This window comes from Pseudomonas sp. GM102 (genome assembly GCF_000282555.1).
Classification (GTDB): Bacteria; Pseudomonadota; Gammaproteobacteria; order Pseudomonadales; family Pseudomonadaceae; genus Aquipseudomonas.
This window is the reverse complement of sequence record NZ_AKJB01000146.1, coordinates 1-24,389: the sequence shown is the minus strand read 5'-3', so window position 1 is coordinate 24,389 and position 24,389 is coordinate 1. Positions and strand designations below refer to the sequence as shown.

Sequence of the window (24,389 nt, the reverse complement as noted above, 5' to 3'; positions counted from 1 at the left end):
GGCTTGCCCCCGTTCGGCTGCGAAGCAGTCGCAAACAGGTAGACACGGTTCAGGCTGATAAAATCAGGGTGCAGGTTTTGGGGCCGCTGCGCGGCCCAACGGGGGCAAGCCCCCTCGCCACAGGGTTGTAGGCTAGCCGCAACTCATCCGGCATTTCCAAACGATACCGCTACACTCGTTTGAAAGTCTGCTGCGACACCACACCGCACGCGGCCTTTTTACTTATCGCCCCTGATCAGGCTAAATAGCCGCGCCTGATCGCCCACTCAACCGGATCTGTCCTCATGTCCCGACAACGGCTCGCATTTGCCTGGATCGCCTGCTTTGCAGTGCTGTTCAACATGCTCGCCATGCCGATGTCCGGAGCGATGGCGCAGACGGCGAAATCGCCGGCCGAACAGTTGCTGTGGGGCAGTTTCTGCTCTTCCAACGGCACCAGGCTGGTGGCGATTTCCCTGGGCGATATCGAGCAGAAAGCTCCGCAGAGCGACGATCATTCCAACATGCAGCATTGCTGGTGCTGCTCGGGTTCCGCGCCGTTGGTGGCGTTGCCGGGGCATGTACCGCAGTTGTATTTCGCGCGTTTCGAGGCCAATCGAAGCCTGCCGCCTGCCACGCTCGACACCCCTACACCGCGCCAGCAATGGCCGAGTCTCAACCCCCGTGCGTCCCCTCTGGTGTGATTCCTTCTCGCAATTGACCTGCGTTTTGAATCGTTCTGGAGAACTGCCATGTTGAACAAACTCATCGTTCTGGCTGTATTGCTGCTGCCTGCCTGTTTTGCCAATGCTCACGAATACAAGGCTGGCGAGCTTGAGATCGCCCATCCATGGTCGCAAGAGTTGCCGCCCAACGCGCCCACCGTCGCGGCGTATTTCGTGATTCACAACAACGGCAAAACCGCCGACCGACTGTTGAGCGTCGACTCGCCGATCGCAGGCGTTGCCGAGTTGCACGAGCACGTGATGCAAAACGACCTGATGAAAATGCAGCAAGTGCCCAGCGTCGAGATTCCGGCTGGCGGTGAAGCCACTTTCGCCCCGATGGCCTATCACGTGATGCTGCTGGAGCTGAAAGACCGCAGCCTGTTGGGCGACGGCAAGCGCTTCCCGCTGACGATGCACTTCGAAAAATCCGGTGATGTGACAGTCGATGTCACGGTGCAGAAAAAGGCGCCGGACGGCATGCATGAGCATATGCACGCCCAGTAATCGCCCACGTTGAAAACGCCCATGCGCCCGCTTGGCACCCGGTCATCCGTGCACCGCCGTCAGCCAATGAGCCTGACGCGCGGCAGCTGGATCAGCCTGTTCGCCATGCTGATGATCTTTATCGGCCCGCTGATTTCTCAGTCGATGCCGATGGATCAACGCACCTCGGCGTTGATGAAAGTATCCATGAGCATGTCGATGGACATGCCTATGGACATGTCGGCCATGGAGCATGGCGCGCAACCCGCCGCCGAGCACTGTCCCCCCAAAGCCGACCATCACGCACTCTGGGAAAAATGCGGCTATTGCAGCCTGCTGTTCAATTGCCCGGCGCTCACTGGCGGTCAGTCCTTCGTCGCCTTCGACAGTCCACAGACAACCACTTTCAGCACTCCTGCCACTCGCCTGGGCCACGCCCGGCAAACCTTCTTCCCCGGTGCCCGCACCCGCGCTCCACCCATCGTCGCGTAAACACCCACCTCCGATCTCACACGGTTTAGAAGACAGCCATAGGCTGCCGGCCGTGTCGTTTACGACTGTTCGATGGAAATTGTCATGTCCAGGTTTTCTGCTGACACACGTTTGGGCGCTGCCCAGGCTTCTTTTGCCCTGAACGAATCTCGCGTTCGTTTCAGGCACGCCACGGCCGTTCTTTGCGGCTTGTTGCTGGCACCGATGGTGCTGGCCGATGAACACGCCGAGCACACCGAAGAACTGAGCCCGACGGTGATCACCGCCATCGCGCCGAGTTCGCCGCTGACCATCGTCACCAACCCCAAGGACCCGCGCCAACCAGTGCCGGCCAGCGACGGTGGCGATTACCTGAAAACCATCCCCGGCTTCGCCCTGGTGCGCAATGGCGGCACCAACGGCGATCCGGTGCTGCGCGGCATGTTTGGCTCGCGACTGAATATCCTCACCAACGGCAGCATGATGCTCGGCGCCTGCCCCGGCCGCATGGACGCGCCGACCTCGTATATCTCACCGGAAACCTACGACAAACTCACCGTGATCAAAGGCCCGCAAACCGTGCTCTGGGGCCCCGGCGCATCGGCCGGCACCATCCTGTTCGACCGTGAGCCGGAAAGCTTCGGCGAACTCGGCACCCGGGTGAACGCCAGCATTCTGGCCGGTTCCAACGGCCGCTTCGACAAAGTGGTGGACGCCGCTGCCGGTGGGCCGCTGGGTTACGTGCGAGTGATCGGCAACACCGCACATTCCGACGATTACAAGGACGGCAACAACGACACCGTGCCCTCGCGCTATGACAAGTGGAACGGCGACGTCGCTGTCGGCTGGACTCCGAGCGCCGACACGCTGCTGGAACTGACCGCCGGCAAGGGCGATGGCGAAGCCCGTTACGCCGGGCGCGGCATGGACGGTTCGCAGTTCTTGCGCGAAAGCCTGGGCCTGCGCTTCGAACAGTCGAACATCGGTGAGGTGCTGGATAAGGTCGAGGCGCAGGTCTACTACAACTACGCCGACCACGTGATGGACAACTACACCCTGCGCACGCCGTCCGGCACCGGGATGATGGCCGGCCCCATGGCCTCCAACGTTGACCGCCGGACCCTCGGCGCGCGGATCAAAGCCACCTGGCGCTGGGCCGATGTGCAACTGATCAGCGGCCTGGATGCGCAGACCAACGAACATCGCCAACGTAGCGCGATGGGCGTCGACGCCTACAAGGATGTGCCGCGCAACAAGGACGCCGACTTCCACAACTACGGCGTGTTCAGCGAACTGACCTGGTACGCCGCCGACCGTGATCGGTTGATCACCGGTGCACGACTGGATCGCGCGTCGGCCAAGGATTATCGGCAGACCATTGGCTCCGGGATGATGGCCCGCCCAAACCCGACGGCCGACGACACCCGCGCCGACACCTTACCCAGCGGTTTCGTCCGTTACGAACATGACCTGGCCGATAGCCCGACCACGTTGTATGCGGGCCTCGGTCATGCTCAGCGTTTCCCGGATTACTGGGAGCTGTTTTCGCCCAAGTCCGGCCCCGCCGGTTCGGTGAATGCGTTCGACTCGATCAAGCCGGAGAAAACCACCCAGCTCGACTTCGGCCTGCAATACAAGACCGAAGACCTCGAAGCCTGGGCCTCGGGTTATGTCGGTCAGGTGCGCGACTACATCCTGTTCAACTACACACCGGGGATGATGGGCATGACCTCGCAAGCCGAGAACATCGACGCGCGAATCATGGGCGGCGAACTCGGTGCGGCCTACAAGCTGACGGCCAACTGGAAAGCCGACGCGACCCTGGCCTACGCCTGGGGCAAGAACAGCAGCGACGGCAGCGCCCTGCCGCAGATGCCACCGCTGGATGCCCGTTTCGGCCTGACCTACAGCGAAGACAACTGGAGCGCCGGCGCCTTGTGGCGGGTGGTTGCGGCGCAAAACCGTATCGACCAGAACAAGGGCAACGTGGTTGGCAAAGACTTCGACACGAGCTCGGGGTTCGGCGTGTTCTCGCTCAACGGTGCGTACCGGATCAACAAGAACTGGAAGGTCAGCAGTGGCGTCGACAACCTCTTTAACAAGGCTTACGCCGAACACTTGAACCTGGCCGGCAACGCCGGTTTCGGCTTCCCGGCCAATGATCCGCAAGCCATCAACGAACCGGGGCGCACGCTCTGGACCAAGGTGGATATGAGCTTTTAAGAGCTTCGCGGGCAAGCCTCGCTCCTACAGGGTTTGTGTCGTATGTGGTTATTGCGAACAACCTGAACCTGTAGGAGCGAGGCTTGCCCGCGAACGACTGCGCAGCAGTCACCAGACAACAACAAAAGACCCAAGCCTAGCGGAGCACTCTAAATGAAACAGCCCAAACCGAATTTCTACAACCTGGCCTGGCGCTGGCATTTCTATGCCGGTCTGTTCGTCGCGCCGTTCATGGTGATGCTGGCCCTGACCGGCATCATTTACCTGTTCAAACCGCAACTCGATCCGTTGATGTACGGCAGTCTGCTGAACGTCCCCGCTGCCCATCACACAGTCGCCGCCGACGACCTGCTCAAACGGGTAAAAGAGGCATACCCACAAGGTCAGATCAAACAGTACCTGCCGCCGGTCAACGCTGAACGCAGTGCGCAATTTGTGGTGATCAACGAAGGTCATGAACTGAACGTGTTCATCGATCCGTACCACGGCGACATTCTTGGCGAGCAAGACGCGAAAAAGAATCTGCAAGCAGTCGCGCGCTCGATTCACGGCGAGTTGATGATCGGCACCGTCGGTGATCGGCTGGTGGAATTGGCCGCCGGTTGGGGTGTGGTGCTGGTGGTCTCCGGGGTATTTTTGTGGTGGCCGCGCGGCCAGTCCGCCGGGATTCTCTGGCCACGCTTGAACAGTCGGGGTCGAGTGCTCTGGCGTGACCTGCACGCGGTGACCGGGTTCTGGGGCGCGGCATTGCTGCTGGTGATGCTGCTCAGCGGCATGACCTGGACCGGGTTCTGGGGCAAGCAATACGCCGATCTCTGGAACCGCTTCCCGGTAGCCATGTGGAATGACGTGCCCAAATCCGACGTCGAGGCCCGCAGCCTCAACAGCGCCACGCGCCAGACCGTGCCGTGGGCCATGGAAAACACGCCGATGCCGATGTCCGGCGACCACGCCGAACACATGGCTCACACCGGCACTAAAGCCGGCCCGGCCGCGCCTACCATCAGCCTGCAAGACGTGCAAAACATCGCCGTGCAACGCAAGGTCGCACCCGGCTACAGCATCACCTTCCCCACCACGGCCACCGGCGTGTTCACCATCGCCTTGTTCGCCGACGACCCGCGCAACGACGCCACCCTGCATGTCGATCAGTACACCGGCGACGTCCTCGCCGACGTGCGCTGGAAGCATTACAGCAATGTCGCCCGGGCCACGGAAGTCGGCGTGATGCTGCACGAAGGCAAGATGTTCGGCCCGTTCAATCAGATCATCGTGCTGCTGATCTGCCTGATGATTTTGCTCAGCGCCGTCAGCGGCGTAGTGATCTGGTGGAAACGCCGGCCACAGGGCAAGTTCGGTGTACCGCCGTTGCGTCACGACCTGCCGAAATGGAAAACCGCGATGGTCATCATGCTCGGGCTGGCAGTGATGTTTCCGTTGGTGGGGGCTTCGCTGGTGGTCGTGTGGGTGCTGGATCGAGTGCTGCTGTCGCGCTTGAGCCGGCAAACTGAATCCACCTCACCTTCATCATGAAACAGGCGAGATGCGCAGGATAGAGGGATCTGTAGACTTCCGGCGCTTATCTCACGGTCATTTTTAGTGTTACTGTATAACGCAAATGTACCGCCTTGCCCGCAGCCGGATGCTGCGGGTTTTCTTTTGAAGAAGTGACTCACCGCCTCGATGAACAAGTACCTCTTGTCCGGCCTCTGCCTGCTCGCGATGAATAACAGCGCCCAAGCGCAGCCGCTGACTCTGCCGACCGGCACCATCACCGCACCGGCCTTTGACGACGACACCGTCAACCTGAACACCCCGACCACCGCCGGTTCGCGCCTTGATCTGACGTCGCTGGAAACCCCGGCCAGTGTCGAAAGCCTGACCGGCGAGCAGGTCCGCTCGCGTGGTGATCGCAGCGTCCAGGACGCGGTGTCGCGCAGCACCGGGATCAGCCGCACCGGTACGCCCGGCGATGGCGGCACGTCGGTGTCGGCGCGGGGTTTTACCGGGCAGGGTTCGGTGATGCAGTTGTTCGACGGCAACCGGATGTACACCGGCATGGGCACCGTGACCTTCCCGGTCGACACCTGGTCGGTGGAGCGGGTCGATGTGCTGCGCGGCCCGGCGTCGGTGCTGTATGGCGAAGGCGCGACTGGCGCAGTGGTCAATGTGATCCCGAAAAAGCCCTTTGAAGGCGAGATCGAAAACCACGTTCGCCTCGGTTACGGTTCCTACGATAGCCAGCAGCAGGCCTTCGACAGTGGCGGTTCGTTGAGCGATACGTTGAGCTTCCGCTTGAACCTCAATCGCCTGCGCAGCAACGGTTGGATCGACCGTGGAGATTCATCCAGCGACTTCATCAGTGCCGCCCTGCGCTGGCAGGCGACGGACGATTTGGCGTTCACCCTGGCCCATGATTACGGCGATCAGAAGCCGATGAATTATTTCGGCACACCGCTGATCAACGGGCGCTTCAAAGAGAGCCTGCGAGACAAGAACTACAACGTCAGCAACGACAAACAGCACTACAACGATCAATGGACGCGCCTGACCAGCGACTGGCAGATTTGCGAGAACATCAGTTCGAGCAACGAACTCTATTACCTCAAGGCCCAACGTCGCTGGCAGAACGCCGAGAACTACAACTTCGACCGCGACACCCAACAACTCAGCCGTAGCGGATATTTCGGCATCGGCCATAAGCAGGAACAGGTCGGCGACCGTCAGACCTTCACCTTCAAACACTCGCTGTTCGGCCTCGACAGCCAGACCGTGACCGGCGTCGATTACAACCGCATCCGCTTCCAGCTCGACAGCAACTCGCCATTCACTGACGTCTTGCCCGATGGCCAACCGGTCGACCTGTATCACCCGCAACGCCGCAGCTTTGAAAGTGCCGACCCGTACCGCGATCAGTTCCAGTCCACCACCAGACAAATGTCGGCCTTCGCCGAGAACCGCACACAGCTGAGCGAACGCTGGTCCCTGGTGACCGGTGTGCGCCGCGACTATGTGCATGTGGACCGTGACAACCTGGTCGATGGCAGCCAAAGCGACAAGACCCTGACCGGCAACAACTGGAAGGCCGGCCTGGTGTTTGCCGTGACCCCGGACACTTCGCTCTACGGCCAGTACGCCACCAGCACCGATGGTGTCGGCGGTTTGATTTCCCTGAGCCCGAGCCAGCAGCAATATGACCTGGCCACCGCCAGGCAGACCGAAATCGGTGTGAAGCAGATGTTCTGGGACCAACGCGGGGAATGGACCCTGGCGGCCTATCGCATCGTCAAAAAGAAACTACTAACCGATGACCCGGGCAATCCGACGCTCAAGCAACAGGTCGGCCAGCAATCGTCCAACGGGCTGGAAGCCAGCCTCGATCTGCAACTGCCGCACGCCTGGCAGTTACAGGCCAACGCCGCCATCGTCAAAGCCAAATACGATGACTTCGAAGAGGTGGTCAGTGGTGTGCCAGTGTCGCGCAACGGCAATCGCCCGGTGGACGTGCCACGGCGCACGGCGAATCTGTGGCTGAGCAAAGCGATCAACGATGACCTGAAAGCTGGAGCCGGTGTGCGCTATGTCGATGCGCGTTACGCAGACATGGCCAACCAGAATGAGCTGCCGAGCTACACCGTGGTCGATGCCACGTTGTCATGGAAGGCGCTGCGAAATACGACGCTGGGGTTGCAGGTGAATAATCTGTTTGACCGCCAGTACGCGCAAAGCCAATACAATGAGGGGCAGCAATGGATCCTCGGCGAACCGCGATCATTTTTTGTCACGGCCGACTACATCTTTTAAAAGATGGAATGCTCTTGTGGCGAGGGAGCTTGCTCCCGCTGGGTTGCGAAGCGCCCCCAAAACCAGGCGCCCCGGTTTTCTCTGACACTGCGCATTGTCTGGTTTTGCGACTGCTGCGCAGCCGAGCGGGAGCAAGCTCCCTCGCCACAGGTGTGTGCTGACTTGAACGATCATCAGGAATGAAATGACCTCGCTGAACCTCACCAACCTCGCATGGACACCCCTGGGCCACGGCCACTGCCATCACCAGTTCCAGCTGCGTGACGCATCGCTGCACGTGGCCGCCGGCGAGTTCGTCGGGTTGATCGGCCCCAATGGCAGCGGCAAGACCAGCCTGCTGCGTTGCGCCTATCGTTTCAGCAAACCGGAACGCGGTGAGGTAAAGCTCGACCATCACAACGTCTGGAAGCAATCCTCACGCTGGTGCGCGCAACGCATCGCCGTAGTGTTGCAGGAATTCCCCGACGCCTTCGGCCTGACCGTGGATGAAGTAGTCGTCATGGGCCGCACGCCGCACAAAGGATTGTTTGATGGCGATACCCTTGAAGACCGGAAACTCGCGGCTCGCGCCCTGGAATCGGTCGGCCTCAAAGGCTTCGAAGACCACGCCTTCGCCACCCTGTCCGGTGGTGAAAAACAGCGGGTAATCCTCGCCCGCTCCCTGGCCCAGCAACCGCAATTGCTGATCCTCGACGAACCGACCAATCACCTCGACCCGCGCTATCAGCTGGAGCTGTTGCAACTGGTCAAGCGTCTGCAGATCGGCACGCTGGCGAGCATCCATGACCTCAATCTGGCGGCGGCCTTCTGTGATCGGCTGTACGTGATCAATCACGGTCGCATCGTCGCCAGCGGCACACCCAAAGAAGTCCTGACCACACAACTGCTGCACAACGTGTTCGGCGTCGACGCCCTGATCGATGACCACCCCTTGCACGGCTACCCACGAATCACCTGGATAACCCAACCATGACTTTGCGTTCCCTACTGTGCGTCGCTCTGTTGCTGGGCAGTGCCCAAGCCTTCGCCGAAGCCACGAAATACCCGCTGACCGTCCAGAGCTGCAACCGCGAAGTGACCTTCAAGCAAGCGCCGAAACACGCGGTCAGCCACGACATCAACATGACCCAGATGATGCTCGCCCTCGGCCTCAAACCGCAGATGGCCGGTTACAGCGGCGTGACCGGCTGGAAGTCGGTGACACCCGAAATGCAGACCATCCTCGATGGCTTCCCGGAGCTGGCAGCCAAGTACCCGTCGGTGGAAACCCTGCTCAACGCCAACGTCGATTTCTTCTTCGCCGGTTGGGATTACGGCATGCGCGTCGGCGGCGATCTCACGCCGCAAACCCTGCAACCGCTGGGCATCAACGTCTACGAGTTGACCGAGTCCTGCGCGTTTGTGATGAAGCGTCCATCGGCCAGCCTGGAAGATACCTACAACGACCTGCGCAACCTCGGGAAAATTTTCGACGTGCAGGATCGCGCAAATGCCGTGATCGCCGAGATGCAGGCGCAAGTCGCCGAGGTGCGCAAGGATCTGCCGGCGGACAAGCCTCGGGTGTTTCTCTACGACAGTGGTGAGGACCGGGCCATGACGTCCGGGCGACTCGGCATGCCTCAGGCGCTGATCGACGCTGCCGGTGGGCGCAATATTCTCGACGACGTCGAGGCGAGCTGGACCCGGGTCAATTGGGAAAACGTGGTCGAGCGCAATCCGCAGGTGATCGTGATCGTCGACTATGGCGAAGTCACCGCCGAGCAGAAGGAACAATTCCTGCTGAACAACAAGGCGCTGCAATCGGTGGACGCAGTCAAGAACCAGCGCTTCATTGTCATCCCTTACGTGCAGGCCACGCCGGGGATCGATAACGTGCTGGCGGTCGAAACCCTGGCCAAGGGTTTCCACGGCGAATGATCAATCGTCGCTATGCCTTGTTGCTGACCGTCCTCGGCGCGCTGTTGCTGGTGTCGTGCGTGGTGTCGCTTGGTTTCGGCCCGGCGCGAGTGCCGGTGGATGTGGTGTGGCGAATATTGCTGCACAAGATTTTTGGTTTCGGTGTTCCGGACTGGACCGCCGGCCAGGAACACATCGTCTGGCTGATCCGCGTGCCGCGCATGTTGCTCGGCGCGCTGGTGGGCGCCGGTCTGGCGTTGATTGGCGCGGTGCTGCAAGCGGTAACGCGCAATCCATTGGCTGATCCGCACCTGCTCGGGGTCACCTCTGGCGCCACCCTCGGTGCGGTGATCGTGGTGCTGCATGTTGGTGAAATCGTAGGCCTGCTGACCTTGCCGATCGCGGCATTTATCGGCGCGTTGTTGAGCATGTTGATCGTGCTGATGATCGCCAATCGTCATGGGCGGCTGGACATTGATCGGCTGCTGTTGTGCGGCGTGGCGGTGTCATTCGTGATGATGGCGATTGCCAATTTGCTGCTGTTTCTTGGCGACCATCGCGCCAGTTCGGCGGTGATGTTCTGGATGCTCGGCGGCCTTGGCCTGGCGCGTTGGGAATTGCTCGCGGTGCCAGCGGCCAGCGTGTTGCTCGGGTTGGTGTTGTTGCTGGGGATGGCGCGGCCGTTGAATGCGTTAATGGCCGGTGAACAGACGGCTGTGACCCTCGGGCTGAATGCTCGCACCGTGCGTTTGCGGGTGTTTTTGATTGCGTCACTGATGACTGGAGTGTTGGTGTCGATCAGTGGGTCTATCGGGTTTGTCGGGCTGATGGTGCCGCACATTGCCCGGCGTTTGGTCGGGGCCGAGCATCGGCGGTTGCTGCCGGTGTGCGTGTTGCTGGGCAGCCTGTTCCTCGTCTGGGTGGACGTCGCCGCCCGCACCGTGATCGCCCCGGAAGACTTGCCCATCGGCGTCGCCACCGCAGCCATCGGCGGGCTGTTCTTCATCGGCTTGATGCGCCGCCGCTGATCTCCAAAAAAACCACTGCACCTGTGGGAGCTGGCTTGCCTGCGATGACGGCGGCACATTCAACATCACCATGACTGACCCACCGCTATCGCGGGCAAGCCCGCTCCCACAGGGATTTGCGATCCTGTGCCTGCCGCCAGGGACGCTCCGCGTTGCGCTTTTGAATGTTTAACGGATGTGTCAAAACAGGGAACTTTCCCACGCCTTTTTCAGGTTGTTCGTCGGACGTGGCCCCTCTAGTCTTGGGCTGTCGCTGAACACTCAGCGATCGGGTGTGAGAACCCGGTAGAGGTTTTAATCCACCGCCGGTACCACCATAATTGCCGCCAGCTTATCCGCTGCCTGCAATGTCCTATGGCGGCTGTGTGCGGGCGGACTTCGGTCCGGCCGGAATTAGTCCTCTACCGGTTTCTCACCCCGCACATAGCTGCCACCACTCCGTCGCGTGAGAAACGACAAGTGATGGTTCCAATTGCTTAGAGGACGTTTCAATGAGTAAGAAAATTGTTCCCGATCCACCCATCGATATCACCATTCCCGAAGCCGAAAAATCGCGCGACGACGACCTCCTCAAAGATCGCGAAGCCATAAAGCGCGCCCTCGACTACTACCTCGATCCCCCGGCGCAATACACCGAAAAACCTCGCCGCCCCAGCACCCTGTTCCTGGTTGCCCCGGATGCCGGCACCGAAAGCCTGCTGGCCCACGCCTGTGAATCGTTGGCCTCGGCGAGTGTCCTGGCCAGCGATTTCGCCAACAACCTGATCGGCCCGCAGCGCCATACGGCGATGGCGATTCAGCAGGTCATCATGCTCGCGGAGCTGGCGGTGAACCGGGCGCTGGACAACGTCGACCCGGCGTAGACCGCGTTATCGTTCATCGCGGGCAAGCCCGCTCCCACAGGATTTGTGTCGTTCACAAATTTTGTTAATGACCGCTCCCCCTGTGGGAGCGGGCTTGCCCGCGATGACGGCGGCACATTCAACATCCCCGCCCATGACACACCGCTATCGCGGGCAAGCCCGTTCCCACAGAATTTGTGTCGTGCATAGATTCAGCGCACGACACCTACGCCCCAATGTGGCGCACCTCGTTGCACCCATGCGCCAAACGCGGTCCTTCATGGTGCGCCGCCAAACCCGCGCAACCGCTCTAATACGACATTTCCTTGCCCTTCCCCGACCGGGCACAGCCCTTGCTAAAGACCCTTCAGTCGTCCGCATCTGCCAACCATAAAAAACTTTAACGTTCATGGAGATCGCACAATGAAGCGTCGCAGTTTGATCAAGGCTTTCACACTATCGGCAAGCATTGCCGCGATGGGCATGGCCTGGACTGTCCAGGCCGCCGAGACCATCAAGGTCGGTATTCTGCATTCGTTGTCCGGGACCATGGCGATCTCCGAAACCTCGCTCAAAGACATGGCGTTGATGACCATCGACGAGATCAACGCCAAGGGTGGCGTCAACGGCAAGATGCTTGAACCGGTGGTGGTTGACCCGGCATCGAACTGGCCACTGTTCGCCGAAAAGGGCCGGCAATTACTGACGCAGGACAAAGTCGCCGTGGTGTTCGGTTGCTGGACGTCGGTGTCGCGTAAGTCGGTATTACCGGTGTTCGAAGAACTCAACGGCCTGCTGTTCTACCCGGTGCAGTACGAAGGCGAAGAAATGTCGCCGAACGTGTTCTACACCGGCGCCGCGCCGAACCAGCAGGCAATTCCGGCGGTGGAATACCTGATGAGTGAAGAAGGCGGCAGCGCCAAGCGTTACTTCCTGCTCGGCACCGACTACGTTTACCCGCGCACCACCAACAAGATCCTGCGCTCGTTCCTGCACTCCAAAGGTGTGGCGGACAAGGACATCGAAGAGGTCTACACCCCATTCGGCCATAGCGACTATCAAACCATCGTGGCCAACATCAAAAAATTCTCCGCCGGTGGCAAGACCGCCGTCATCTCCACCGTCAATGGCGACTCCAACGTGCCGTTCTATAAAGAGCTGGCCAACCAGGGCCTGAAAGCCACCGACGTTCCTGTCGTGGCGTTCTCCGTGGGCGAAGAAGAACTGCGTGGCATCGACACCAAACCGCTGGTGGGCAACCTCGCGGCGTGGAACTACTTCGAATCGGTCGAGAACCCGCAGAACAAGAAATTCGTCGCCGACTGGAAAGCCTACGCCAAGAAACACAACCTGCCGGGCGCCGACAAAGCGGTGACCAACGACCCGATGGAAGCCACCTATGTCGGTATCCATATGTGGGCGCAAGCGGCGGAGAAAGCCAAGTCCACCGACGTCAACAAAGTCCGCGAAGCCCTGGCCGGCCAGACTTTCGCCGCGCCGTCCGGCTACACCCTGACCATGGACAAGACCAACCACCACCTGCACAAACCGGTGATGATCGGCGAGATTCAGGCCGACGGTCAGTTCAACGTTGTGTGGCAGACCGAAGGGCCGATCCGCGCCCAGCCGTGGAGCCCGTTTATTCAGGGTAACGACAAGAAGCCGGACTATGCGGTGAAGAGCAACTGATTCACCCCGCTTAGCCTGATCGTTCCCACGCTCTGCGTGGGAATGCCTCAACGGATGCTCTGCGTCCGCTTTGGGACGCGGAGCGTCCCGGGCTGCATTCCCACGCGGAGCGTGGGAACGATCAATACAGGACACTCGTTATGCCCACCCTTTACCGCTTGATCCTCGCCCTCGCGCTGTTATTGCCGATGGCCACCCACGCCGGCGACGCCGAAGACTTCGTCGCGGCCAATCCCGTGCAGCAAGCAAAACTTCTGGAAACCTGGGCCGCGCAGCCCGATCCGGTCCGTATCGAATTGATCAACGCCCTGCAACAAGGCGAGTTGACCATCGATGGCCAACCAAAAACCCTGCGCCTGAACAATCGCCTGCGCGGTCTGATCGACACCGCGCTGGCCAGCCACCAATTGCTCGCCGCCGACGCCAAAATCCGCTTGGCCGCCGCGCAGCAATTGCAGAAAAGCGCCAAACCGGCGCAGTTGAAATTCCTCGACCAGCAACTGGCTGGCGAAAAAGACGAAACCGTTCACGCCGCCCTGAGCCTGGCGTTGGCCAATCTGCAACTGGTCGACACCGATCCCGCCGTGCGCCTCGCCGCTGTGCGCTTGCTCGGTGAAACCGGCGACCCGCTAGCCCGTACCCGCCTCGAAGGGTTGCTCGAACCCGGCGTCGAAGCCGATGCCAATGTGCGCACCGCCGCCGAAACCAGCCTGGCTCAGGTCAAACGCAAATTGCTGATCGGCGAAATGCTCGGCCAGGCGTTCAGCGGCATGTCCCTCGGCTCGATCCTGCTACTCGCGGCGTTGGGGCTGGCGATCACCTTCGGCCTGCTCGGCGTGATCAACATGGCCCACGGCGAGATGCTGATGCTCGGCGCCTACTCGACTTACGTGGTGCAGCTGATGTTCCAGCGCTTCGCCCCGCAAGCCATTGAGTTCTACCCGCTGATTGCCTTGCCGGTAGCGTTTTTTGTCACCGCCGGGATCGGCATGGCGCTGGAGCGCACGGTGATTCGTCACCTCTATGGCCGCCCGCTGGAAACCCTGCTCGCCACATGGGGCATCAGCCTGATGTTGATTCAGTTGGTGCGCCTGGTGTTCGGCGCGCAGAACGTCGAAGTGGCCAACCCGGCGTGGTTGTCGGGCGGGATTCAGGTGTTGCCGAATCTGGTGCTGCCGTACAACCGCATCGTGATCATCGCGTTCGCCTTGTTTGTGGTGGTGCTGACCTGGCTGCTGCTGAACAAGACTCGCCTCGGCCTCAACGTGCGCGCCGTCACCCAGAACCGCAACATGGCCGCCTGCTGCGGCGTACCGACCGGGCGCGTCGACATGCTCGCGTTCGGTCTCGGCTCGGGCATCGCCGGCCTCGGCGGCGTGGCGCTGAGCCAGATCGGCAACGTCGGCCCGGACCTCGGTCAGAGCTACATCATCGACTCGTTCCTGGTGGTCGTGCTCGGCGGTGTCGGTCAATTGGCCGGTAGCGTATTGGCCGCATTCGGCTTAGGGATAGCCAACAAGATTCTCGAACCGCAGATCGGTGCGGTGCTGGGCAAAATCCTGATCCTCGCGCTGATCATTCTGTTCATTCAGAAACGTCCGCAAGGCCTCTTCGCACTGAAAGGACGGGTGATCGACTGATGAATCAGCCTCTGCTGCTCACGGCCACACAAAAGGCCGGCCCCAAGGTCACGATTGCTGTCGGTGCGGTAATCCTCGCCCTGCTGCTGGCGTTGCCATTGCTGTCGTTGTTGCCGGCGGACAGCACCTTTCATGTCTCGGCTTATACGCTAACCCTGGTGGGCAAAATCCTTTGCTACGCCATCGTCGCCCTGGCGCTGGATCTGGTCTGGGGTTACGCCGGCCTCTTGTCGCTGGGTCACGGTCTGTTCTTCGCCCTCGGCGGTTACGCGATGGGCATGTACCTGATGCGCCAGGCCTCGGGCGATGGCTTGCCGGCGTTCATGACCTTCCTGTCGTGGACCGAATTGCCGTGGTACTGGACCGGCACCAGCAGCTTCCTCTGGGCCATGTGTCTGGTGGTGTTGGCGCCGGGCCTGCTGGCGCTGGTGTTCGGTTTCTTCGCCTTCCGCTCGCGGATCAAAGGCGTGTATTTCTCGATCATGACCCAGGCCCTGACCTTCGCCGGGATGTTGCTGTTTTTCCGCAACGAAACCGGGTTTGGCGGCAACAACGGCTTCACCAACTTCCGCACCATTCTCGGGTTTGGCATCACTGAACCGGGGACGCGTGCGGTGTTGTTTTTCGCCACGGTGTTGCTGCTGGTGGCGAGCCTGTTCATCGGTTGGCGGCTGGCGCAAAGCAAGTTTGGCCGGGTGCTGACCGCGTTGCGCGATGCGGAAAATCGCCTGATGTTCTGCGGCTACGATCCACGCGGTTTCAAGCTGTTCGTCTGGGTGTTGAGCGCGGTGCTGTGCGGCTTGGCGGGCGCGCTGTATGTGCCGCAAGTCGGGATTATCAACCCGAGTGAAATGTCGCCGACCAACTCCATCGAAGCTGCCGTGTGGGTGGCGCTGGGTGGTCGCGGCACGCTGATCGGCCCGCTGCTCGGTGCCGGCGTGGTCAACGGCATGAAGAGCTGGTTCACCGTGGCATTTCCGGAGTACTGGCTGTTTTTCCTCGGCGCACTGTTCATCGTCGTGACGTTGTATCTGCCTAAGGGTGTGATCGGTCTGCTGAAGAAAAGGGGCGAGCAATGAGAGTGACTGCAACGGCTGAATTCATGCTCGAACCGGCGTTTTTCCCCGTAGAGCCCAACAAAGATGCAGGTAGCAGCCGTGACGCCATCGGCCTCGGCCAACGCGTCGGTCCCGGCCTGAATACCCGTCATGGCACCATCCTGACCCTGGAAGACATCAGCGTCAGCTTCGATGGTTTCAAGGCGCTGAACGATCTGAACCTGTACATCGGCGTCGGCGAATTGCGCTGCATCATCGGCCCCAACGGCGCGGGCAAGACCACGCTGATGGACGTGATCACCGGCAAGACTCGCCCAAGTCATGGCAAAGCCTGGTTCGGTGAAACCCTCGATCTGACGCAGATGAGTGAAGTGCAGATTGCCCAGGCCGGCATCGGTCGCAAGTTCCAGAAGCCGACGGTGTTCGAGGCCTTGAGCGTGTTCGAAAACCTGGAACTGGCGCAGAAAACCGACAAGTCGGTATGGGCCAGCCTGCGGGCTCGCCTCAGTGGCGAGCAGAAAGATCGCATCAGCGAAGTGCTGGAAACCATCCGCCTGACTGCCTCGGTCAATCGCCCGGCGGGCTTGTTATCTCACGGTCAGAAGCAGTTTCTGGAAATCGGCATGCTGCTGATGCAAGACCCGCAACTGCTGTTGCTCGATGAACCGGTGGCGGGCATGACCGACGCCGAAACCGAATTCACTGCCGAACTGTTCAAGAGTCTGGCGGGCAAGCATTCGCTGATGGTGGTGGAACACGACATGGGCTTCGTCGGCTCGATCGCCGACCACGTCACCGTGTTGCACCAAGGCAGCGTGCTGGCCGAAGGGTCGCTGGAACAGGTGCAGGACAATGAGCGGGTGATCGAGGTCTACCTCGGTCGCTGAGAGCTGTGGAGATGATCGTTCCCACGCTCTGCGTGGGAATGCCGCCGGGGACGCTCCGCGTCCCGCTGACAATGCAGGGCTCAAGTCCTACGCACGGGTGACGCGGAGCGTCACGGGATGCATTCCCACGCAGAGCGTGGGAACGATCACTGAGGGAGAGTTTTGAACATGCTGCAAGTCGACAAGCTGCACCAGTACTACGGCGGTAGCCACATCCTGCGGGGCCTGACGTTTGAGGTGAAGGTCGGCGAAGTCACCTGCCTGCTCGGGCGCAACGGTGTGGGCAAGACCACCCTGCTCAAATGCCTGATGGGTTTGCTGCCAGCCAAAGAAGGCGCAGTGAACTGGGAAGGCAAACCGATCACCACGTTCAAGCCGCACCAACGGGTGCATGCCGGCATCGCCTACGTGCCCCAGGGTCGGGAAATCTTTGGCCGACTGACCGTGGAAGAAAACCTGCTGATGGGCCTGTCGCGCTTTCCCGGCTCCGAAGCCAAGGAAGTCCCGGCGTTCATCTACGAGCTGTTCCCGGTGCTGCTGCAAATGAAACAGCGGCGCGGCGGTGACTTGTCTGGTGGTCAACAACAGCAACTGGCGATCGGCAGAGCACTGGCCAGTCGTCCACGGTTGCTGATCCTCGACGAACCCACCGAAGGCATCCAGCCGTCGGTGATCAAGGAAATCGGCGCGGTGATCAAGCAGCTCGCGGCTCGCGGTGACATGGCAATTCTGCTGGTGGAGCAGTTCTATGATTTCGCCGCCGAACTGGCCGATCAGTACCTGGTCATGTCCCGGGGCGAAATCGTGCAACAAGGGCGCGGCGAGAATATGGAAGCCGAAGGTGTCCGTGGACTGGTTACGATCTAACCTGCAGCCTCCTGACGATAATCAGAAATCATGAATTTACCTGCCCCTATCACGCTGTTCACCCCCAGCTGGCATGCCGAGCTGGAACTGGGCTACGCCCGTTTCGGCGACAGCACGCGCCCGGTGCAGCGCCGCCACAAAGGCCCGCTGCGGGTGCAGAAGCATTTGTATGCCGAAGGCCCCGAGGTGTGCCAGCACATCATCGTCCACCCGCCGGGCGGGATTGCCGGTGGTGACCGGCTGGACATCTCGGCCAGCGTCGGCCCTGATGCCTGGGCGCAAATTACCAGCCCCGGCGCCGCCAAGTGGTATCGCGCGGCCGGGCCGGCTTATCAGAAACTCGACCTGCGCGTGGCCGCTGGTGCTACGTTGGAGTGGTTGCCGCAAGAGACGATTATCTTCAGCGATGCTCAGGCGGAACTCAGCACCCGCATCGACCTTGAGGGCGATGCGCGGTTGTTCTACTGGGACGTGGTGGCGCTGGGTCGCCCGGCCAGTGGCGAGCGCTTTGACCTCGGGCATTTTCAGGCGCACCTGGATATCCGTCGCGACGGCCAATTGCTCTGGCACGAACGCCAGCGCATTGTCGGCAATGATGGTTTGCTGGATTCGCCGATAGGGCTGGATGGCCAACCGGTGTTTGCGACGTTGCTGGTGACGGGTGAAATTGATAGCGAATTACTGGAAAAGTGCCGCTCGCTGCCCAATGACGTGCGCGGGGATCTGACGCAATTGCCGGGGCTTTTGGTGGCTCGATGCCTGGCCAGTGAAGCGCTGTTGGCACGTGGCTGGCTGATCGATGTGTGGCGATTGCTCAGGCCTGCGTTGCTTGGCCGAGAAGCCGTCCCGCCACGAATATGGAGCACCTGAACACGATCCCCTGTAGGAGCGAGGCTTGCCCGCGAAGAACGATAACGTGGTCTTCCAATTCAACCGAGGCGTCCTCTTCGCGGGCAAGCCTCGCTCCTACAGGGCGAGTGAACTTTTTAACTGCCGATTATGGATTCCAAACGATGGACCTGACCCCACGCGAAAAAGACAAGCTGCTGATCTTCACCGCCGGCCTCGTGGCCGAACGACGTTTGGCTCGCGGCGTGAAGCTCAATTACCCGGAGGCCATGGCCTACATTTCCGCGGCGTTGCTCGAAGGCGCTCGTGACGGCCAGACCGTGGCCGAGCTGATGCATTTTGGCACCACCCTGCTCAGCCGCGAACAAGTGATGGAAGGCATCCCGGAAATGATCCCGGAGATCCAGGTCGAAGCGACGTTTCCCGACGGCACCAAACTGGTCACCGTTCACCAACCGATCGCCTGAGGCCGCGCCATGACTTACCACATCCGCGATGCGCTGCACGCCGATCTGCCAGCGATCCGCGACATCTACAACGACGCCGTGCTCAATACCACGGCGATCTGGAACGAACAGGCCGTGGACCTGGGCAACCGCCAGGCCTGGTTCAGCGCCCGGCAAGATCAGGGCTATCCGATCCTGGTGATCGTCGACGGCGACAACAGCGTACTCGGCTACGCTTCATTCGGTGACTGGCGCCCGTTCGATGGGTTCCGCCACACGGTCGAGCACTCGGTGTACGTGCGCAACGACCAGCGGGGCAATGGCCTCGGGCCGCGACTGATGGAAGTGCTGATCGAACGCGCCAAAGGCTGCAACAAACACGTGATGGTCGCCGCCATCGAAAGCGGTAACGGCGCCTCGATTCGGCTGCACGAGCGGGCCGGTTTTGTCGTCACCGGCCAAATGCCGCAGGTGGGCACCAAGTTCGGCCGCTGGCTGGACCTGACCTTCATGCAACTGATTCTCGACCCGGGCGCAATGCCACCCGGTCCCCACAAGGAGTGATACCCATGAACGCCGCCCAACTGCGCCGCGTCAATGTTGAAAGCTTTGCGCACTATCGTCAGGGTTTGATTGATTTGCTGCTCGACGCCGTCGGCTATGGCGCCAGTGTCGGGTTCATGGCGGATCTGGATGCGACCCAGGCCCGAGCCTATTTCGATGAAGTCCAGGAGAACCTGAACAAAGGCAACGTGCTGCTCTGGGTGGTGGTCAAGGACGAACAGGTGCAGGCCAGCGTGCAACTGACGTTGTGCCAGAAAGCCAATGGGCTGAACCGCGCCGAAGTGCAGAAACTGCTGGTGCGTGAACATGCCCGTCGTCGCGGCCTGGGCCAACAGATGATGCATGCCGTTGAGCTCGCGGCCCGCCAACACAAACGCGGCATGCTCTACCTCGACACCGAAGCCGGCTCCCCCGCCGAAGACTTCTACAAGGCTTTGGGTTACACCCGCGCCGGCGAAATCCCCGACTACGCCTGCGACCCGAATGGCCGCTACAAACCGACCGCCCTCTATTACAAGATTCTCCAAGGAGCCCATTGATGATTCCCGGTGAATACCAGGTCCAGCCCGGCGACATCGAACTCAACGTCGGCCGCCGCACCCTCAGCCTGAAGGTGGCCAACAGCGGTGACCGGCCGATCCAGGTCGGCTCGCATTATCACTTCTTCGAAACCAACGACGCCCTGACCTTCGACCGCGCCGCCAGCCGCGGCATGCGCCTGAACATCCCCGCCGGCACCGCCGTGCGCTTCGAACCGGGGCAGAGCCGCGAGATCGAGTTGGTAGACCTGGCCGGGCATCGCCGGGTATTCGGGTTTGCCGGCAGGATCATGGGCGACCTTTAAGTAATGCGTTGTCCGCACCGGCCCCTTCGCGGGCAAGCCTCGCTCCTACAATTGATCGCATCCCCTGTAGGAGCGAGGCTTGCCCGCGAATCTGTGAGCGAAGCGAACAGTCTCAAATCCAATTGAATCCCAAGGCAAGCGCATGAAAATCTCAAGACAAGCCTACGCCGACATGTTCGGCCCCACCGTCGGTGACAAGGTCCGTCTGGCCGACACCGAACTGTGGATCGAAGTGGAACAGGACTTCACCACCTACGGCGAAGAAGTGAAATTCGGCGGCGGCAAAGTCATTCGCGACGGCCAGGGCCAGAGCCAGTTATTGGCCGCAGAGGTCGTCGACACCCTGATCACCAACGCGCTGATCATCGACCACTGGGGCATCGTCAAGGCGGACGTCGGCCTCAAGGACGGGCGCATCGCCGCCATCGGCAAGGCCGGCAACCCGGACATCCAGCCGAACGTCACCATCGCGGTCGGCGCCAGCACCGAAGTCATCGCCGGTGAAGGCATGATCCTCACCGCCGGCGGCATCGATACCCACATCCACTTCATCTGCCCGCAGCAGATCGAAGAAGCGCTGATGAGCGGCGTCACTACCATGATCGGCGGCGGCACTGGCCCGGCCACCGGAACCAATGCCACCACTTGCACCTCCGGGCCGTGGCACTTGGCGCGCATGCTTCAGGCCGCCGATGCATTCCCGATGAACATCGGCTTCACCGGCAAAGGCAACGCCAGCCTGCCGGAACCGTTGATCGAACAGGTCAAGGCCGGCGCCATCGGCCTCAAGCTGCACGAAGACTGGGGCACCACCCCGGCGAGCATCGACAACTGCCTGAACGTGGCCGATCAGTACGACGTGCAGGTGGCGATCCATACCGACACCCTCAACGAGTCGGGCTTCGTCGAAACCACCCTCGCCGCTTTCAAGGGCCGCACCATCCACACCTACCACACCGAAGGCGCCGGCGGCGGCCATGCCCCGGACATCATCAAGGCCTGCGGCTTCGCCAACGTGCTGCCGAGTTCGACCAACCCGACCCGGCCGTTCACCCGCAACACCATCGATGAACACCTCGACATGCTGATGGTCTGCCACCACCTGGACCCGAGCATTGCCGAAGACGTGGCCTTCGCCGAAAGCCGCATCCGCCGCGAGACGATTGCCGCCGAAGACATCCTCCACGACCTCGGCGCGTTCTCGATGATCAGCTCCGACAGCCAGGCCATGGGCCGCGTCGGTGAAGTCATCACGCGCACCTGGCAGACCGCCGACAAGATGAAAAAGCAGCGCGGCCCACTGCCCGGTGACGGTGAAGGCAACGACAACTTCCGCGCCAAACGCTACATCGCCAAGTACACCATCAACCCGGCGATCACCCACGGCATCAGCCATGAAGTGGGCTCGGTGGAAGTGGGTAAATGGGCGGACCTGGTACTCTGGCGTCCGGCGTTTTTCGGAGTCAAACCGACGTTGATTCTAAAAGGCGGTGCCATTGCGGCCAGCCTGATGGGCGACGCCAACGCTTCGATCCCGACCCCGCAACCGGTGCACTACCGCCCGATGTTCGCCAGTTACGGCGGCTCGTTGCACGCCACCAGCCTGACCTTTATCAGCCAGGCAGCGCAGGAAGCAGGCTTGCCCGAAGCTCTGGGCCTGAAGAAAAAAATCGCCGTGGTCAAAGGCTGTCGCGACGTGCAGAAAACCGACCTGATCCACAACGATTACCTGCCAAAGATCGACGTCGATCCTCAAACCTATCAGGTCAAGGCCGACGGCGTGTTGCTGTGGTGTGAACCGGCGGATGTGTTGCCGATGGCGCAGCGCTACTTCCTGTTCTGATTTTTTCTCCGGAGGCGAGGAGACCGCGTTATCGTTCATCGCGAGCAGGCTCGCTCCCACAGGGGATTGTTGGTGTTCACAAATTCCGTGTTCACCACAAATCAGAAATGTGGGAGCGAGCCTGCTCCCGATGGCAGGCTGACAGACAACACAAAAACACCAGAACGATTACTCGACCAGCAACCGCCCCAACCGCTGCCTGAGCATGCGGTTTTCGGCCCGCAGTTGCCGGACCTCTTCCAGCAGGTCCAGCGCCAGGGCGACGCCTTCCCATTCCAGCTCCAGATCGCGCCGCAGCTTGGCAGCGCGCTTGGCCAGTGCCAGTTCATAATCGGTGAAACGCCAATCCTTGGGCTGTGCTCCCTGAGGTTCGAGGATGCCGTGTTCGACGATCTCGATCACATGCACGTCCGACAGTTCGGTCGCCTCGCAGAATTCCGCCAGGTCCAATAGAACGATCACGGGGTCGCTCATGATTGGCTACTCCTTATCTCGAAATCAAAAGTTCTCTCGCGGATCGAAAGCGGCTTTTTTTGCCAGCTCCTCCCACAATTCTTTGACGTCATGGTCCAGTTTTTTCGGCATCACTGCCTTGAGCTGCACGAACAGGTAGCCACGGTGACCGGCCTTGTGCAGCAGGCCGTGGCCCTTGGCGCGCATGCGCTGGCCATTCTGGCTGCCGGCCGGAACCTTGAGGTTGATCTTGCCGGTCAGGGTCGGCACCGCGACTTCGGTCCCCAGCGCCAGCTCCCACGGTGCCAGCGGCAAGGTGATGATCAGGTTTTCGCCTTCGACGTCGAATTTGGGGTGCGGCGCAAAACGGATGGTCAGGTACAAGTCGCCATTGGCTCCACCACCGACGCCCGGCGCCCCTTGGCCCTTGAGGCGGATGCGCTCGCCGTCGGTCACACCGGCGGGAATCTTCACGTTCAGGCTTTTGCTGGTGTTGCTGACATGCTGGCCGGCCGCGTTGTAATGCGGCACCTGGAAGCTGACCTTCTTCGATTCGGTCGAGAGGGTTTCTTCCAGAAAAACCGGTAATTCCATTTCCACGTCTTGTCCTCGACGTCCGGCGCTATGGCCCGACCGTCCACCACCACCGAAACCCGGACCACGGTTGCCGAAGATCGAACTGAAAAAGTCCGAAAAATCGCCCGTGTCCTGACCACCACCCCCGAAACCACCGCGGCTCTGCCAACCCGGTGGGCCCTGAAAGGGCTGACCGTGGTGGCCGTATTTGCGCAAGTCGTCGTATTCGGCGCGCTTGTCGGCGCTTTTCAGCGCTTCATAGGCTTCCGAAGCGTCCTTGAATTTAGCCTCGGCGTCCTTTTCCTTGCTGACGTCGGGGTGGTATTTGCGCGCCAGCTTTCGATAGGCGGCTTTGATCGCCTTATCGTCCGCGGTCGGCTCCACACCGAGAATCTTGTAATAGTCTTTGAAGTCCATCGAGGGAATCACCATCCATTATCGAAATCGCGCAGCACGGCACAGCATGCTCTTGTTTGCAGCATCTGGATTGACCGATCTCAACATTGTGACCGGGCGGCGCATTAGAAGTTTATCGGCAGAGGGCGCGGTTCTTGCAGTCGCCCTGAGGGCTGCCAAGCCTATGCAGGGAAGTTTGGGGGTGATGGACCATCTTTCAAGCGCTGATCGCTGCGATTTAACGGATAGTCGGCCTTCGAATCTTCGCCGCACTGACATACACTGCGCGGCCGTTTTTTAACCGGAACTTGAAAGACATGAAAAACGCATCTCCAGCCCGTGCCTGTGGTATCGACTTCGGCACGTCCAACTCCACCGTCGGCTGGCTGCGCCCCGGCATGGAAACGCTGATCGCGCTGGAGGACGACAAGATCACTTTGCCCTCGGTGGTCTTCTTCAATATGGAAGAACGCCGCCCGGTGTACGGCCGGCTGGCGCTGCACGAGTACCTGGAAGGCTACGAAGGCCGGTTGATGCGCTCGCTCAAGAGCCTGCTGGGTTCCAAACTGATCAAACACGACACCAGCGTCCTCGGCACCGCGATGCCTTTCAAGGACTTGCTCGGGCTGTTCATCGGCCAATTGAAGAAGCGCGCCGAAACCGCCGCCGGTCGTGAGTTCGAGGAAGTGGTGCTGGGCCGTCCGGTGTTTTTCGTCGATGACGACGAGTTGGCCGACCAGGAAGCGGAAAACACCCTCGTGGATGTGGCCCGCGCCATTGGTTTCAAGGACGTCTCGTTCCAGTACGAGCCGATAGCGGCGGG

General features: G+C 60.8%; 24 protein-coding genes. 22 read left to right on the top strand and 2 right to left on the bottom strand.

Annotated elements, in window-relative coordinates:
- Nucleotides 1–284: 284 nt before the first annotated feature.
- The 21 genes from PMI18_RS01515 (at nucleotide 285) to ureC (ending at nucleotide 22,141) form a co-directional block, all read left to right on the top strand.
- Nucleotides 285–683, top strand: coding sequence for a DUF2946 domain-containing protein (locus tag PMI18_RS01515; RefSeq protein WP_007907395.1), 399 nt, complete (start codon nucleotides 285–287; stop codon nucleotides 681–683).
- 48 nt (nucleotides 684–731) lie between these two features.
- The gene (locus tag PMI18_RS01520) at nucleotides 732–1,211 is read left to right on the top strand and encodes a copper chaperone PCu(A)C (RefSeq protein WP_007907394.1); all 480 of its coding nucleotides are present in this window, start codon (nucleotides 732–734) and stop codon (nucleotides 1,209–1,211) included.
- 21 nt (nucleotides 1,212–1,232) lie between these two features.
- Nucleotides 1,233–1,682, top strand: a complete 450-nt coding sequence (locus PMI18_RS01525) for a DUF2946 domain-containing protein (RefSeq protein ID WP_007907393.1) — start codon at nucleotides 1,233–1,235, stop codon at nucleotides 1,680–1,682.
- 84 nt (nucleotides 1,683–1,766) lie between these two features.
- Nucleotides 1,767–3,884: a TonB-dependent copper receptor gene (locus PMI18_RS01530; protein WP_007907392.1), complete on the top strand. Its 2,118-nt coding sequence runs from the start codon at nucleotides 1,767–1,769 to the stop codon at nucleotides 3,882–3,884.
- A 153-nt stretch (nucleotides 3,885–4,037) separates the two neighbouring features.
- Nucleotides 4,038–5,417, top strand: coding sequence for a PepSY-associated TM helix domain-containing protein (locus PMI18_RS01535; protein ID WP_007907390.1), 1,380 nt, complete (start codon nucleotides 4,038–4,040; stop codon nucleotides 5,415–5,417).
- 150 nt (nucleotides 5,418–5,567) lie between these two features.
- Nucleotides 5,568–7,688 carry a TonB-dependent receptor gene (locus PMI18_RS01540; protein WP_007907389.1) on the top strand — a complete coding sequence of 707 codons (2,121 nt, stop codon included), beginning with the start codon at nucleotides 5,568–5,570 and terminating at the stop codon, nucleotides 7,686–7,688.
- Nucleotides 7,689–7,872: 184 nt separating this feature from the next.
- Nucleotides 7,873–8,661 carry an ABC transporter ATP-binding protein gene (locus tag PMI18_RS01545; protein WP_007907387.1) on the top strand — a complete coding sequence of 263 codons (789 nt, stop codon included), beginning with the start codon at nucleotides 7,873–7,875 and terminating at the stop codon, nucleotides 8,659–8,661.
- Entirely contained in the window at nucleotides 8,658–9,605 is a 948-nt protein-coding gene (locus tag PMI18_RS01550; protein ID WP_007907384.1) for an ABC transporter substrate-binding protein, read from the top strand. Before PMI18_RS01545 ends, PMI18_RS01550 begins: the two co-directional genes overlap by 4 nt.
- Nucleotides 9,602–10,612, top strand: a complete 1,011-nt coding sequence (locus tag PMI18_RS01555) for a FecCD family ABC transporter permease (protein ID WP_007907382.1) — start codon at nucleotides 9,602–9,604, stop codon at nucleotides 10,610–10,612. The genes PMI18_RS01550 and PMI18_RS01555 overlap by 4 nt, the downstream gene beginning before the upstream one ends.
- 491 nt (nucleotides 10,613–11,103) lie before the next feature.
- Entirely contained in the window at nucleotides 11,104–11,475 is a 372-nt protein-coding gene (locus tag PMI18_RS01560) for a DUF6124 family protein (protein WP_007907380.1), read from the top strand.
- 402 nt (nucleotides 11,476–11,877) lie between these two features.
- Nucleotides 11,878–13,143 (top strand): urea ABC transporter substrate-binding protein, encoded by a 1,266-nt coding sequence (gene urtA, locus PMI18_RS01565; RefSeq protein ID WP_007907378.1) that lies wholly within the window; start codon nucleotides 11,878–11,880, stop codon nucleotides 13,141–13,143.
- A 140-nt stretch (nucleotides 13,144–13,283) separates the two neighbouring features.
- Entirely contained in the window at nucleotides 13,284–14,783 is a 1,500-nt protein-coding gene (urtB, locus tag PMI18_RS01570) for an urea ABC transporter permease subunit UrtB (protein ID WP_007907377.1), read from the top strand.
- Nucleotides 14,783–15,862 carry an urea ABC transporter permease subunit UrtC gene (gene urtC, locus PMI18_RS01575; RefSeq protein WP_007907375.1) on the top strand — a complete coding sequence of 360 codons (1,080 nt, stop codon included), beginning with the start codon at nucleotides 14,783–14,785 and terminating at the stop codon, nucleotides 15,860–15,862. The genes urtB and urtC overlap by 1 nt, the downstream gene beginning before the upstream one ends.
- The gene (urtD, locus tag PMI18_RS01580) at nucleotides 15,859–16,728 is read left to right on the top strand and encodes an urea ABC transporter ATP-binding protein UrtD (RefSeq protein WP_007907372.1); all 870 of its coding nucleotides are present in this window, start codon (nucleotides 15,859–15,861) and stop codon (nucleotides 16,726–16,728) included. Before urtC ends, urtD begins: the two co-directional genes overlap by 4 nt.
- Before the next feature lie 168 nt (nucleotides 16,729–16,896).
- A complete protein-coding gene (urtE, locus tag PMI18_RS01585) occupies nucleotides 16,897–17,595 on the top strand; it encodes an urea ABC transporter ATP-binding subunit UrtE (RefSeq protein ID WP_007907370.1) in 699 nt (232 codons plus the stop codon).
- 30 nt (nucleotides 17,596–17,625) lie between these two features.
- A complete protein-coding gene (locus PMI18_RS01590; RefSeq protein WP_007907368.1) occupies nucleotides 17,626–18,465 on the top strand; it encodes an urease accessory protein UreD in 840 nt (279 codons plus the stop codon).
- Between the two features lie 143 nt (nucleotides 18,466–18,608).
- Nucleotides 18,609–18,911, top strand: coding sequence for an urease subunit gamma (gene ureA, locus PMI18_RS01595; protein WP_007907366.1), 303 nt, complete (start codon nucleotides 18,609–18,611; stop codon nucleotides 18,909–18,911).
- Nucleotides 18,912–18,920: 9 nt separating this feature from the next.
- Nucleotides 18,921–19,454 (top strand): GNAT family N-acetyltransferase, encoded by a 534-nt coding sequence (locus PMI18_RS01600; protein ID WP_007907364.1) that lies wholly within the window; start codon nucleotides 18,921–18,923, stop codon nucleotides 19,452–19,454.
- Between the two features lie 5 nt (nucleotides 19,455–19,459).
- On the top strand, nucleotides 19,460–19,993 hold the full coding sequence (locus PMI18_RS01605) for a GNAT family N-acetyltransferase (RefSeq protein WP_007907362.1): 534 nt from the start codon (nucleotides 19,460–19,462) through the stop codon (nucleotides 19,991–19,993).
- Nucleotides 19,993–20,298, top strand: a complete 306-nt coding sequence (locus PMI18_RS01610) for an urease subunit beta (protein ID WP_007907361.1) — start codon at nucleotides 19,993–19,995, stop codon at nucleotides 20,296–20,298. The genes PMI18_RS01605 and PMI18_RS01610 overlap by 1 nt, the downstream gene beginning before the upstream one ends.
- A gap of 142 nt (nucleotides 20,299–20,440) precedes the next feature.
- Nucleotides 20,441–22,141, top strand: a complete 1,701-nt coding sequence (gene ureC, locus PMI18_RS01615; protein ID WP_007907359.1) for an urease subunit alpha — start codon at nucleotides 20,441–20,443, stop codon at nucleotides 22,139–22,141.
- 168 nt (nucleotides 22,142–22,309) lie between these two features.
- On the opposite strand, the gene PMI18_RS01620 is transcribed toward ureC, so the two are convergent.
- Nucleotides 22,310–22,615, bottom strand: coding sequence for a chaperone modulator CbpM (locus PMI18_RS01620; RefSeq protein ID WP_007907357.1), 306 nt, complete (start codon nucleotides 22,613–22,615; stop codon nucleotides 22,310–22,312).
- Nucleotides 22,616–22,639: 24 nt separating this feature from the next.
- Nucleotides 22,640–23,587, bottom strand: coding sequence for a DnaJ C-terminal domain-containing protein (locus tag PMI18_RS01625; RefSeq protein ID WP_007907355.1), 948 nt, complete (start codon nucleotides 23,585–23,587; stop codon nucleotides 22,640–22,642).
- Nucleotides 23,588–23,883: 296 nt separating this feature from the next.
- On the opposite strand from PMI18_RS01625, the gene PMI18_RS01630 reads away from it, so the two are divergent.
- Nucleotides 23,884–24,389: Hsp70 family protein (locus tag PMI18_RS01630; RefSeq protein ID WP_007907353.1), on the top strand; the 506-nt coding region annotated here is incomplete at its 3' end.